Source organism: Sphingomonas flavalba (assembly GCF_004796535.1).
In the GTDB taxonomy this organism is placed as follows: domain Bacteria; phylum Pseudomonadota; class Alphaproteobacteria; order Sphingomonadales; family Sphingomonadaceae; genus Sphingomonas_L; species Sphingomonas_L flavalba.
Map to the genome: position 1 here is coordinate 1 of NZ_SPHY01000019.1, position 12,927 is coordinate 12,927.

The 12,927-nt window shown below is 70.6% G+C and carries 11 protein-coding genes and 1 pseudogene; 4 read left to right on the forward strand and 8 right to left on the reverse strand.

What is annotated here, in order from left to right; all coding sequences use genetic code 11:
* Window positions 1-542: pseudogene (locus tag E4A53_RS14720) on the forward strand (TonB-dependent receptor); the annotation flags it as partial.
* A gap of 83 nt (window positions 543-625) precedes the next feature.
* Here the strand turns inward: E4A53_RS14720 and hutC are convergent.
* The 4 genes from hutC to E4A53_RS13385 form a co-directional block, all read right to left on the reverse strand.
* Window positions 626-1,339, reverse strand: a complete 714-nt coding sequence (gene hutC, locus E4A53_RS13370; protein WP_275401810.1) for a histidine utilization repressor — start codon at window positions 1,337-1,339, stop codon at window positions 626-628.
* Between the two features lie 23 nt (window positions 1,340-1,362).
* Complete coding sequence (locus E4A53_RS13375; RefSeq protein WP_136163612.1) at window positions 1,363-3,189, reverse strand: DUF885 domain-containing protein; 1,827 nt, start codon at window positions 3,187-3,189, stop codon at window positions 1,363-1,365.
* A gap of 136 nt (window positions 3,190-3,325) precedes the next feature.
* Window positions 3,326-4,204, reverse strand: a complete 879-nt coding sequence (sigJ, locus tag E4A53_RS13380; protein ID WP_136163613.1) for an RNA polymerase sigma factor SigJ — start codon at window positions 4,202-4,204, stop codon at window positions 3,326-3,328.
* 2 nt (window positions 4,205-4,206) lie between these two features.
* Entirely contained in the window at window positions 4,207-4,638 is a 432-nt protein-coding gene (locus tag E4A53_RS13385) for a carboxymuconolactone decarboxylase family protein (protein WP_136163614.1), read from the reverse strand.
* A gap of 200 nt (window positions 4,639-4,838) precedes the next feature.
* On the opposite strand from E4A53_RS13385, the gene E4A53_RS13390 reads away from it, so the two are divergent.
* Window positions 4,839-5,474, forward strand: coding sequence for a L,D-transpeptidase family protein (locus tag E4A53_RS13390; protein WP_136163615.1), 636 nt, complete (start codon window positions 4,839-4,841; stop codon window positions 5,472-5,474).
* A 191-nt stretch (window positions 5,475-5,665) separates the two neighbouring features.
* Window positions 5,666-6,427 (forward strand): prepilin peptidase, encoded by a 762-nt coding sequence (locus tag E4A53_RS13395; protein ID WP_136163639.1) that lies wholly within the window; start codon window positions 5,666-5,668, stop codon window positions 6,425-6,427.
* On the opposite strand, the gene eda is transcribed toward E4A53_RS13395, so the two are convergent.
* The 3 genes from eda to zwf are packed head-to-tail and all read right to left on the reverse strand — an operon-like array spanning window position 6,399 to window position 10,342.
* Window positions 6,399-7,016 carry a bifunctional 4-hydroxy-2-oxoglutarate aldolase/2-dehydro-3-deoxy-phosphogluconate aldolase gene (eda, locus tag E4A53_RS13400; RefSeq protein ID WP_206366330.1) on the reverse strand — a complete coding sequence of 206 codons (618 nt, stop codon included), beginning with the start codon at window positions 7,014-7,016 and terminating at the stop codon, window positions 6,399-6,401. The genes E4A53_RS13395 and eda overlap by 29 nt on opposite strands.
* Window positions 7,013-8,833 carry a phosphogluconate dehydratase gene (edd, locus tag E4A53_RS13405; protein WP_136163616.1) on the reverse strand — a complete coding sequence of 607 codons (1,821 nt, stop codon included), beginning with the start codon at window positions 8,831-8,833 and terminating at the stop codon, window positions 7,013-7,015. The genes eda and edd overlap by 4 nt, the downstream gene beginning before the upstream one ends.
* Window positions 8,834-8,875: 42 nt before the next feature.
* On the reverse strand, window positions 8,876-10,342 hold the full coding sequence (gene zwf, locus E4A53_RS13410; RefSeq protein ID WP_275401811.1) for a glucose-6-phosphate dehydrogenase: 1,467 nt from the start codon (window positions 10,340-10,342) through the stop codon (window positions 8,876-8,878).
* Window positions 10,343-10,457: 115 nt separating this feature from the next.
* Here zwf and E4A53_RS13415 point away from each other — a divergent pair, with 115 nt between their 5' ends.
* Window positions 10,458-11,879: a coniferyl aldehyde dehydrogenase gene (locus E4A53_RS13415; protein WP_239018308.1), complete on the forward strand. Its 1,422-nt coding sequence runs from the start codon at window positions 10,458-10,460 to the stop codon at window positions 11,877-11,879.
* Window positions 11,880-11,882: 3 nt separating this feature from the next.
* Here the strand turns inward: E4A53_RS13415 and galE are convergent, their stop codons facing one another.
* On the reverse strand, window positions 11,883-12,884 hold the full coding sequence (gene galE, locus E4A53_RS13420; RefSeq protein ID WP_136163618.1) for a UDP-glucose 4-epimerase GalE: 1,002 nt from the start codon (window positions 12,882-12,884) through the stop codon (window positions 11,883-11,885).
* Between the last annotated feature and the right edge of the window lie 43 nt (window positions 12,885-12,927).

Consider the following 12,927-nt stretch of genomic DNA (forward strand, 5'->3'; position numbering starts at 1 on the left):
GCGGCGCCGGTGGCCCGCCGGGCGGTGGGCGCGGCTTCGGCGGCGGCGGGCGCGGCGGCGGGCAGGCCGGCGGCCGATTGCAGTTGGCGCTCTACCACACCTGGCATTTCCGCGACGAGGTGCTGATCCGCCCCGGCCTGCCGGTGCTCGACCTGCTCGGCGGGGACGCGGTCGGCGGGCGCGGCGGGCAGGCCCGGCACGAGCTGGAACTGCGCGCCGGGGTGTCGAAGGACGGCTACGGCCTGCGCCTGACCGGCGACTGGCAGAGCGCGACGCGGGTCACCGGCAACAGCGGCACGCTGCGCTTCTCCGACCTCGCGACCGCCAACCTTCGGCTGTTCGCCAATCTCGGCCAGATCCCGGCGCTGGCGCGGCAGCGCTGGGCACAGGGGGCTCGGGTGACGCTGGCCGTCGACAACATCCTCAACGCCCGCCAGACGGTACGCGACGCCAACGGCGTTGTCCCGATCAGCTACCAGCCCGGCTATCTCGACCCGATGGGCCGGACCGTTCGCGTCAACCTGCGGAAGCTGTTTTTCTAGGCGGCTGTCGTTCTTGATGGAATCGTCATCCCGGCGAAAGCCGAGATCTTGCCGGTGCCGGCGTCGCTTGAACGGAACAGACTCTAGCCGTCGAAGCGGGCGGTCAACGCGAAGGCGCCGGGGAAGGTCTGGCGCACCCAGGTGATCGTGTGCTTCGCCCGCCAGGTCCGCCGTTCCAGCACCAGGCAGGCGGTGTCCGCCGCCACTGCCAGCGCCCCGGCATGATCGCCGGCGGGGCGGGCGAGGATACGGTGCTCCGCCTCTGTCCACGGCACATGGGCGAGCAGCCAGCTACCCGGCGACACGGCAGCGAAATCGATGTCGACCGCCTCCGGCACCTCGGCGATGCTGATCAGCCGTTCCTCCATCGCGAACGGCCGGCCATCGGCGTTGTGGCGGCAGGTGACGGCCAGCACCGCGCTTCCCGCCGGCACCGTCATCGCCGCCGCCACCCGCGCGTCGCCGGCGTCGAGCAGCACCTGATCGATCAGGTCCAGCCGATAGGCCATGCCGCGCGCGCGGATCTCGGCCGGCACGTCCGGCACGATCAGCGTCGCGACATGGGCGCGCGGCTGGGCGACGAACGAGCCGGCGCCGCGCCGCCGGACGATCAGCCCGGCATCGGCCAGCGCCGACAGCGCCTTGTTCACCGTCATCCGCGAGCAGCCGTATTGCTGCATCAGTTCGTGCTCGTAGGGGATGCGGTCGCCGGGGCGCAGCGCCCCGGACATGATCCGCCCCTCGATCGCGCTGCGGATGCGCTGGTGGAGCGGATGGGCGCTGGGCGCTGCGGTCACGGCTGGCTGTTACTCCCCTGGGTTCAGGATGTGCCGGTGGCGATATAGGCGTCGATCGCCGTCGCCAGAACCGACAGCGGCACCGCCCCCGCCTTTATCACCGCGTCGTCGAAATCGCGCACGTCGTAACGGTCGCCCAGCGCCGCCTTCGCCTTGTCGCGCAGCCGGACGATCTCGCTGTGGCCGACCTTGTAGCCGCACGCCTGGCCCGGCGCCGCGCAATAGCGGTCGATCTCGCTGGTGCAGGCGGCGCGGGCGCGGCCGGTGCTGGACGTCATGAAGTCGATCGCCTGGTCGCGGCTCCATTTCTTGGTATGCAGCCCGGTGTCGGCGACCAGCCGCGACGCGCGGAAGCGCAGCGCCTGGTACATGCCCAGCCGCCCGAACGGATCGTTCTCGTAGAAGCCCAGCTCGTCGACCAGCTGCTCCGCATACAGCGCCCAGCCTTCGGTATAGGCGTTGAACCCCATCAGCGAACTGACCAGCGGCACGTCGTCGCGGTGCTCGGCGACATAGGCGCCCTCCCAACTATGGCCCGGCAGCCCTTCATGGGCGGACAGCGAAGGGATGGTGAATTTCGGCCAGTTCCCGGTGTCCTTCAGGTTGATGTAATAGATCGCCGGCCGGGTGCCGTCGAGCGAGGCGAAGTTCATGTAGCCGAGCGCGGCGCCGGCCTCGATGTCGGGCGGGACCCGCTTCACCGTCACGTCCGCCTTCATCACCATGCGCGACACGCGCGGCAGCAGCGCGCGCAGTTCGTCCATCTTCCGGTTGACGTAGGCGATCGCCTCCGCGCGGCCGGCGTCGGTGTTGGGGAACAGCTGCTTGGGATCCTTGGTCAGCGCCGCCAGCCGCTCGCCGACCGTGCCCTGCGTCAGCCCCTGCGACTTCAGCACCGCGTCCATCCGCGCGTCCAGCTCCTTGCCCTGTTCCAGCCCCATCCGGTGCACCGCCTCCGGCGACAGGTCGGTGCTGGTCGCATAGCGCAGCGCCCATGCGTAATAGGCGTCGCCGTCGGGCAGCTTCCACGCACCGGCGTCGGTGTTGGCCTTGGCGCGGATCGCGGTCATCGCCGCGATCTGGCGGTCGAGCGCGGGGTAGACGCCGCTCTCGACGATCTTCGTCGCCCGCGCCGCCCAGTCCCCGGAAATCGCCTTCTCCGCCGTGCGGTCGGCCAGGGAGCGGACCATCCGCGCCTTCGCGGCCGGCACCGCCCGCAGGCCGCGCATCCCCTCCAGCGTCGTGTCGAGGACGAAGGCCGGGGCGATCACCCCCAGCCCCGCGTCGTGCTTCGCCTGCTCCGTTTCCTGGTCGAGCGCGGTGGCGAAGGCGGCAAGCCGTGCTAGATAGGCCTCCGCGTCCGCCCGCGCCTCGATCCGGTGCACGGAATTCAGGAATTCGGGAATGCTCTGGTAGGCACCGTCCTGCTGGCTGATGATATAGGGCGACCCGCCGCCGAAGGTGTAGACGCTGCCATACGGGAAGCGCTCGCCCGCCGCGCCGTTCCCCAGCGCATAGGCGATCGAGTCGTAGAGCAGGCCGTCATGGCCGCTGAGCGTCGTCCGGTCGACGCTGGCCAGCATTGCCTGAAAGCGCCGGATGTCGGTGAAGGTCCGTGCCCGCGCCGCCGCCGACCGGTCGTCCAGCTTGGCGCGCGCCCACGCTTCGGCGCCGCTGTCCAGCCCCAGATAGCTGTAGCTTTCCGGCGACTCCTTCAGTTCCTCCCTGGCGATCGCGTCAAGCACGGCTGCCAGCTTCGGCGCAATGGCGGCATGGGCCGGCCAGCGGATGCCCGCCAGCCCGCCGAGGGCGGTGGCGGACAGGACGAAATGTCTGCGTGAAAATTGCATCGGAAGACTCCGGAAAAAATGTGGATGGCCAATGCCTAGCGGTTGATCGGCGCCGTCGCTAGGGGCGCCGTCCCGCTCGATCCGTGCCCGGTGAGCGGCGTCCGCACCGGGGTGCCGCCGGGCCAGCGATCCGGCGTCAGCGGATGCGCGCCGGGCCCAGCCGGCCCAGCTTGTCGGGATTGCGCATGATGAAGATATGGGCGATCCGCCCGGCCGCGTCATAGGCGAAGGTCAGGGTCAGCACCGGTGCGCCGTCGCGGCGGAGGATCGCGCCGCGCGCGCCGTTGATATCGGCGGCGGTCCAGTCGAACCCGTCCCACCATTTATGCGCGTGGCGGATGAAGCCGAGTACGCGGTATTGTCCCTCCAGCACGCCGAGGATCGCCGACGCCTTGCCACCGCCGTCGGCGGTCAGGCGGATGTCGGCGGAGAGCAGTTCGGCCAGCGGCTCCGGCGATCCGCTCAGGATCGCGGCATGGAACGCATCGAGCAGCCGGTCCTGCGTTTCCGCCGGGGTATGGTGGCGCGCTTTGCCGGCGTCGACATGGGCCCTGGCGCGCGACACCAGCTTGCGGCACGCCGCCTCATCGATCGCCAGCGTCGCGGCGATGGCGGGGTAGGGCTGGTCGAAAATCTCGCGCAGCAGGTAGGCGGCGCGCTCCTTCGGGCTCAGCCGTTCCAGCATCAGCAGGAAAGCGGTGGTCAGGGTGGATGCCAGCCCGGCGGCTTCGCCGTCGTCGGGTGTCGCCGCGTGCAGCGGTTCGGGCAGCCAGCTACCGACATAGTCGACCCGGCGGCGCCGGGCGGCGCGCAGCAGGTCCAGGCAGCGGCGGGTGCATACCGTGGTCAGCCACGCCGCCGGCTCGACGATCGGGGCGCGGTCGGCCCGGCTCCATTTCAGGAAGCAGTCCTGCACCGCGTCCTCGGCGTCGGCGCGCGAGCCGAGCATGCGATAGGCCAGCCCCAGCAGCCGGGGCCGCGCCTGCTCGAACAGCTCCGCGTCGCGCGCGTTCACGCTCAATGCCGTGAAATACCGATGCGGTTCCACAGGTTGATCATCGCCACCGTCGCCGACAGCGTCGCCACCTGTCCTTCCGAAAAATGCCGGCGTAGCTCGGCGCGCAGCGCGCCCAGGTCGGTCTTGTGGTCGAGCACGGTCAGCGCCTCCGTCCACGCCAGCGCCGCTTTCTCGCCGGCGGTGAAATCGCTTACCTGATCCCAAACCACCAGCCGGTCCAGCCTTTCGCTGGTCTCGCCGTCCTCGCGCGCCTCGCGGGTGTGCATCTTCACGCAGAAGGCGCAGCGGTTGATCTGCGACGCGCGCAGCACGACCAGGTGATGCAGCAGGCGGGGCAGGCCGTGGGCGGTGATCGCGGCCTGGGTATTGGCCATCGCCTTCAATACGTCCGGCACTTCCTGTTCGTAGCGGGGGGCAGCGGTCTCGCTCATCGTCGATCTCCTTTGATGTTCGTCGGGTTGACGATCGACATGCCCGCTTCGTGACCGCATTTGCCGTTTTTTTTTGGAAGGAGGGGCGAACCCGTCACCGGACATGGTGAATGTCCCTGACGGGAACAGCCGGAACAGCCCCGCTGACCCGCGCGCCGAATCCGGGTAAACAGACCGGAAAGGATTAAGGAGTTGCGGTTGTGGCAGGCGGGTTCCGGTCGGTCGGCATCGCGGCGGGGGCAGGGGGGCTGCTCGCGCTGGCGGGCGCGGCCATCGCCTTTCCGCCGGCGCGGATCGCGCCTGCCGCATCGCCCGCCGCCCGTCCGGCACCGCCCGTCGCCGCCGAAGCGCCGCCGCCCGCACCCGCCGACACCGGCTTCGTGCTGAAAGGGGTGCTGGCCCTCGACCGGCCGCTCGAACTGGGCGACTATGCGTGGGACGACGAAGGGGTGCCGCCGGGGCCGATCGTCATCACCGTCGACCTCGCGGCACAGACGCTGTCGGTGTTCCGCGGCGGCTACGAGATTGGCACCGCCGCCATCCTCTACGGCGTCGACGGCAACCCAACTCCGCTGGGCAGGTTCGCGATCACCGAGAAGGATCGGGATCACCGCTCCAACCTTTACGAGGCGGACATGCCCTATATGCTGCGCCTGACCAACGACGGCGTCGCGATCCACGGCAGCGATGTGGTGGAGGGTTCGGCGACGCGCGGCTGCATCGGCGTGCCGGTGCCGTTCGCCGCGCTGCTGTTCGCCCAGGCGCGGCTCGGCGACCCGGTACTGATCACCGACGGCGCCCGCCTCCACCTTGGTGACCGCATCGCCCTGCGCTGAACGCGCGCGCGCCGATTCGGCTTTGCCGAATCCGGGCGGCAGGACGATAAGCCGCCGATGCCGGCGTCTGCCCACCCCCCCGTGCTCCTGCGCAGGCAGGAGCCCAGAGTGCCCGCGCCCCACCCATGCGCCGTCGACTCCCGCGTACACAGGCGGGCGGGCGGCGCGTGGCGGCGGGCACGTCCGGCGCGATGACGCTGCTTGCCGCCCTTGCCGGCGCCGGCGCGGGCGCGATCGCCGGCAGCTTCGCCGCGACGGTGGTGCTGCGCTGGCCGCGCGGCGCGTCGGTCGCGCGCGGGCGTTCGCATTGCGACGGCTGCGGACGCACCCTCGGCCCGGTCGAGCTGATCCCGCTCGCCGGCTTCGCGCTCCGCGGCGGGCGCTGCCGCACCTGTCGCGCGCCGATCGACCTCCGCCATCCGGCGATCGAGGCGGCGGCGGCGGGGATCGGGGCGCTCGCCCTCGGCCTGGCGCCGGATTGGGCGACGGGGGCGGCCGGCGCGCTGTTCGGCTGGATGTTGCTGACCCTGGCGGTCCTCGACCTCGACCATCTCTGGCTGCCCGACCGGCTGACCTTGCCGCTCGCCGCGCTCGGCCTCGGCGCCGGCCTGATCGGCATCGCGCCGCCGCTCGCCGACCGTGTCGCCGGGCTGGTCGTCGGCTTCGGCAGCCTGTGGGTGGTGGCGGAGGGTTATCGCCTGCTGCGCGGCCGCGTCGGGCTGGGCGGCGGCGACCCGAAGCTGTTCGGCGCGATCGGCGCCTGGCTCGGCTGGGCGCTGCTGCCCTGGGTGCTGCTCGCCGCCAGCGTCGGCGGGCTGGCGGCGGTTGCCGTCATGGCGGCGCTCGGCAAGCGCCCCGGCCGCGCGACCCGCCTGCCGTTCGGCACGCTGCTCGCCGCCGCCGCCTTCGCGCTGTGGCTGGCGGTCACCGCCGGAGCGTTGACGCTGCCTTAGCGGCGCGGGTGATCGCGGCGGGGTCGACCGGCCCGCGCGGGACGATCCAGCTACCGCCGACGCACAGCACCGCCGGTTCGGCCAGCCACTGCGCGGCGCTGTCGGCGGTGATGCCGCCGGTCGGGCAGAAGCAGATGTCGCCGAACGGCCCGGCCAGCGCCTTCAGCGCCTTGATCCCGCCCGCTGCCTCGGCCGGGAAGAATTTGAACCGGTCCAGCCCCAGGTCGAGGCCGCGCATGATGTCGCCGGCATTGGCGACGCCGGGCAGGAACGGCACCTGCCGGTCGATCGCCGCCTTTGTCAGGCCCTCGGTCAGGCCGGGGCTGACGATGAAGCGCGCGCCCGCCGCCAATGCCCGTTCCAGGTCGCGGGCGTTGAGCACGGTGCCCGCGCCGACGATCGCGCCGTCGACCTGCGCCATTTCGGCGATCACCTCCAGCGCCGCCGGGGTACGCAGCGTCACCTCCAGCACGCTCAGCCCGCCGGCGACCAGCGCCTCGGCGATCGGCCGCGCGTCCTCGGGCGCGTCGACCACCAGCACCGGGATGACCGGGGCAGTCCGCATGATCGTCTCGACAGGCTGCATCATTCGCTCTCCATCGCGTGCAACAGGGGGGAAGCACCGTGCTCGGCATCGTCGCAGCCGGTGCGGAACAGGGCGAACAGCTCGCGGCCGGTGCCGGGCGCCGGCTTCGGCCGCACCGCCGGCGGCCGCGCGGCGAGGGCCACGCCAACCGCGTCGATCGTCCCTGCCACCGCGTCGACGCGGATGATGTCGCCGTCGGCGATGCGCGAGACCGGCCCGCCATGCAGCGCCTCCGGGTATAAATGGATCGCCGCCGGCACCTTGCCGGACGCGCCGGACATCCGCCCGTCGGTGACGAGGGCGACGCGAAAGCCCCGGTCCTGCAGCACGCCGAGCGACGGCGTCAGCTTGTGCAGTTCCGGCATGCCGTTCGCCGCCGGCCCCTGAAAGCGGACGACGACCACCACGTCGCGTTCCAGCTCGCCGGCCTTGAACGCGGCGATCACCGCGTCCTGATCGGCGAACACCCGCGCCGGCGCCTCGATCACCCAGCGATCCTCGGCGACCGCGCTGGTCTTGATCACCGCGCGGCCAAGATTGCCCTGGAGCAGCCGCATCCCGCCGGTCGGCTGGAACGGCGCGGATGCCGGGCGCAGCATCGCCTCGTCGCGGCTGGTCTCGACCGCTGGCGCCCAGGCCAGCGCGTCGCCGTCGAGCGTCGGTTCGCTGCGCCATGCGTCCAGCCCGCCGGGCCAGGCGGTCAATATGTCGCCGTGGAGCAGCCCGGCGTCGAGCAGTTCGCGCACGACGAAGGCCATGCCCCCGGCGCGGTGGAAATCGTTCACGTCGCCCTGGCCGTTCGGGTAGACGCGGGCGAGCAGCGGCACCGCTTCCGACAGCGCCTCCAGATCGGCCCAGTCGATGACGATGCCGGCGGCGCGGGCGATGGCGGGCAGGTGGATCGCGTGGTTGGTCGACCCGCCGGTCGCCATCAGCCCGACAGCGGCGTTGACGATCGCGCGCTCGTCGATCATCCGGCCGAGCGGGCGGTAATCGTTGCCCCTCCAGCCGATCTCGGTGATCCGGTGGATCGCCGCGCGGGTCAGTTCCTGGCGCAGCTTGGTGCCGGGGTTGACGAAGGCGGCGTTGGGCGCGTGCAGGCCCATCACCTCCATCATCATCTGGTTGGAATTGGCGGTGCCGTAGAAGGTGCAGGTGCCGGGGCTGTGATAACTCGCCGCCTCCGCGTCGAGCAGTTCGTCGCGGCCGATCTTGCCTTCGGCGTAAAGCTGGCGGACGCGCGCCTTCTCCTTGTTGGGCAGGCCGGACGGCATCGGCCCGCCGGGGATCAGCATCGCCGGGACATGGCCGAAACGCAGCGCGCCGATCAGCAGGCCGGGGACGATCTTGTCGCAGATGCCGAGCAGGGCCACGCCCTCGAACATCGCGTGGCTCAGCGCGACGCTGGTCGCGAGGGCAATCGTGTCGCGGCTGAACAGCGACAGTTCCATGCCCGCCTGGCCCTGGGTCACGCCGTCGCACATCGCCGGCACGCCGCCCGCCACCTGCGCCGTCGCGCCCTTCTCGCGGGCAAAGACCTTTATCAGCTCCGGGTAGCGGCCATAGGGCTGATGCGCCGACAGCATGTCGTTGTAGGCGGTGACGATGCCGATGTTCATCGCCGCGCCGTCGCGGATCGCCGGCTTGTCCTCCCCGGCGGCGGCAAAGGCATGGGCGAGGTTGCCGCAACTCAGCACGCCGCGGTTGGTGCCATGGTCGCGCTGCGCCGCGATCATATCCAGATAGGCGGCGCGACCGGCCTTGCTGCGGCTGATGACCCGGTCGGTGACGCGGGCGACGGCTGGATCGAGGCGGCTCATCTCATCATGCTCCCGGCCGCGTCGCGGCCTGTACTGTCAACGTCAGTCATGCCAGCTTGCTCCATCGCGCTCGATCAGCGCGATCGCGGCGCTCGGGCCCCATGTGCCGGCGGTATAGTGCCGCGTCTCCACCTGCGCCCCGGCCCAGGCGGCATGGATGGAATCGATCCAGGCCCAGGCCGCCTCCACCTCGTCGCGGCGGACGAACAGGGTCGGGTCGCCTTCCAGCAGGTCGAGCAGCAGCCGTTCATAGGCGATGCGCCGGCGCTGCCCGGCGGCGCTGGTCGACAGCGATACGTCCAGCGCGACCTCCCGCAGCTCGATGCCGTGGCGGTCGAGCCCCGGCTGCTTCGCCATCACCAGCAGGCGGATATTCTCCTCCGGCTGGATGCTGATGATCATCGTGTTCGGCCGCAAGGCGGCGGGCTTGCCATTGCCGGAAAAGATCGAATGCGGCACCGGCCGGAACTGGACGAGGATCTCGGACCGGCGCTCCGGCATCCGCTTGCCGGTCCGCAGGTAGAAGGGCACGTTCTTCCACCGCCAGTTGTCGATGAACGCCTTGACCGCGACGAATGTCTCGGTGGCGGACTCTTTGCCCAGCTCGTCGGCATAGCCCTTGACCGGCTGGCCGCCGACGGCGCCGGCGTCGTACTGGCCGCGCACGCTGTGGCGCTGGGCATCGGCATCGTCCATCGGCCGCAGCGAGCGCAGCACCTTGACCTTCTCGTCGCGCACCGACGCCGGGCTCATCGACGCCGGCGGCTCCATCGCAACCAGCGCCAGCAATTGCAGCATATGGTTCTGGACCATGTCCTTCAGCGCGCCGACGCCGTCGTAATAGGACACCCGGCCTTCCAGCCCGACGGTCTCGGCGACGGTAATCTGGACATGCTCGATCGCACCGGCGTTCCACAGCGGCTCGAACAGCATGTTGCCGAAACGCAGGACCAGCAGGTTCTGCACCGTTTCCTTGCCGAGGTAATGGTCGACGCGGAACACATCGTCCTCGGCGAACACCGCGTTGACCCCGTCGTTCACCGCGCGCGACGACGCCAGATCTTGGCCGATCGGCTTTTCCATCGCGATGCGGACATTGGCGCCGGCCAGCCCGGCCTCGCCCAGCCCCTTGGCGACCGGGGCGAACAGCGACGGCGGCGTCGACAGGTAGACGGCGACGCCCTTGTCGCGCGCCGGGCCGACCATCTCCGCCAGCCGGGCGAAATCCTCGGCCTTGCCGACGCTGACCGGGCAATAGCGCACCCGCGCCAGGAACGCGTCGGCGGACTCCGCGTCGTAGCGGCCTTCGCCCAGGAATCCGGGCAGGCTCTTGGCGATGTCGGCACGAAACGCCGCGTCGGTCATTACGCTTCGCCCGGATGCGATGATCGCGATGTCGTCGGGCAGCAGCCGGTCGGCGAACAGGTTGTAGAGCGACGGGAACAGCATGCGGTGGGCAAGGTCGCCGGTGGCACCGAACAGGATAACGGTGTGGAATGTCTCGGCCAAGGCGCGCTCCGCAGCAGGGTGGACGGGCGCCGGAGTAGGGCCTTCATTCCCGTTCGACAATGGTTGATCTTCGGGGGATAAGTCGATGCGAAACAAACGAGAGGGGGATGCTGCGATGGCCGAAAGCATGGTGGCGGTGCTTGCGGCGCAGCGCGCCGCCTTCATGGCGGAACTGCCGGTGCCGCTCGCCACGCGCCGCGACCGGATCGCCCGCGCGGTCGCGCTGCTCGTCGATCAGGCGGAGCCGATCGCCGCCGCGCTCTCCGACGATTTCGGTCACCGCAGCCACGAGCAGTCGCTGATGACCGACGTGATCGGCGCGATCCGCGCGTTGAAGCACGCCGCCCGCCATGTCGGGCGCTGGGCGCGGCCGGAACGGCGGCGGCTCGATTTTCCGCTCGGCCTGCTCGGTGCGCGGGCATGGATCGATTACCAGCCGAAGGGAGTCGTCGGCATCATCGCGCCGTGGAATTTCCCGATCCAGCTTGCCTTCGCGCCGCTCGCCGGGGCGTTCGCCGCCGGCAACCGGGCGATGCTCAAGATGTCGGAATATGTGCCGGCGACTACCGCGCTGCTCGAACAGGCGGTGCCGCGGTATTTCGCCGAGGACGAACTGGCGGTGTTCGGCGGCGGGCCGGAAGCGGGGCAGGCGTTCGCTGTGCTGCCGTTCGACCATCTGCTGTTCACCGGCGCAACCGCGATCGGCCGGCACATCCTCCACGCCGCCGCCGACACTCTGACGCCGGTGACGCTGGAACTGGGCGGCAAGTCGCCGGCGATCATCGGCCGTTCCGCCGACATCGCCCGCGCGACGGAACGGATTGCGATGGGCAAGCTGCTCAACGCCGGCCAAATCTGCCTCGCCCCGGATTACCTGCTGGTGCCGGAGGAGGGGGAGGATGCTGTCGTCGCGGGCATCGCCGGGGCGGCGGCGCGGCTCTACCCGACGATGCTCGCCAACCCGGATTATACGGCGGTGGTCAATGGCCGCCATTTCGACCGGCTGACCGCCTGGGTGGCGGACGCGCGTGCCAAGGGCGCGACGGTGGAGGTGGTCAACCCGGCGGGCGAGGATTTCGCCGGGTCGAACGGCACCCGCATGCCGCTCCACATCATCCGCGATGCAACCGATGACATGACGGTGATGCAGCAGGAAATATTCGGCCCCGTCCTGCCGATCCGCCGCTACCGCGCAATCGCCGACGCGATTGCCGAGGTGAACGCCCGGCCGCGCCCGCTCGGCCTTTATTATTTCGGTGAGGATGCGGGGGAGCGGCAGGCGGTGCTCGACCGGACGATTTCGGGCGGGGTGACGGTGAACGACGTCATATTCCACACCGCGATGGAGGATTTGCCGTTCGGCGGCATCGGCCCGTCCGGCATGGGCAGTTACCACGGCATCGACGGTTTCCGCGCGTTCAGCCACGCCAAGGCGGTCTACCGCCAGCCGCGCCTCGACGTTGCAAAGCTCGCCGGGTTCAAGCCGCCCTACGGCGCCGCCACCCGCCGCGCCATCGCCCGCGAGTTGAAACGCTGACCTTTATCGCGCCGCCAGCGCCCGTTCCCAGGCCAGCGCGTGGCGAACGATGGTGTCCAGATCGTCATGGCGCGGCCGCCACGGCAGGCGGGCGAGGATCGCGCGGTTGTCGGCGACCAGCATCGCGCCGTCGCCGGCGCGGCGCGGGCCGATCCGGCGGACAAGGGTGACGCCGGCGACCCGGTCGACCGCGTCCAGCACCTCCAGCACCGAATAGCCCCGGCCATAGCCGCAATTGACGACGATATTCTCGTCGGGCGCGGCGATCAGCGCCTCCAGCGCCGCGACATGGGCGGCGGCCAGGTCGCTGACATGGATATAGTCGCGCACCCCGGTGCCGTCCGGCGTCGCATAGTCGGTGCCGAACACCGAAACATGGTCGCGCAGACCGAGCGCCGCCTCGACCGCGATCTTGATCAGGTGGGTGGCGCCCGCCGTCGATTGGCCGGCGCGCGCCTGCGGGTCGGCGCCGGCGACGTTGAAATAGCGCAGCGCCGCATAGTTGATCGGGTGGGCGGCGGCGGTGTCGGCCAGCATCGCCTCGGTCATCAGCTTCGACATGCCATAGGGGTTGATCGGCCGCTGCGCCGCGGTCTCGGCGACCGGGCTGCTCTCCGGCGCGCCATAGGTCGCGGCGGTCGACGAAAAGATGAAATGCCGGACCCCGCCGGTCACCGCGCTTTCCAGCAGCGCCCGGCTGGCGACGGTGTTGTTGCGGTAATATTTGAGTGGATCGACGACCGACTCCGGCACGACGATCGACCCGGCGAAATGCAGGATCGCGCCGATGCCGTGCGCCACGATCAGCGGACGGACGACCGCATCGTCGGCGACGTCGCCCTCGACGAACGGCACGCCTTCCGGCACCGCCCGGCGAAAGCCGGCGCTGAGGTTGTCGAGCACCACCACCGGCCAGCCCGCGTCGGTCAGCGCCAGCACCGCATGGCTGCCGATATAGCCCGCCCCGCCGGTAACGAGGACGGTGGGGCGCTGGCTGGTCGGCATCGGTTTGTCCTGAAGAAAATCTGGACGGGCGATAGCGCCGGCG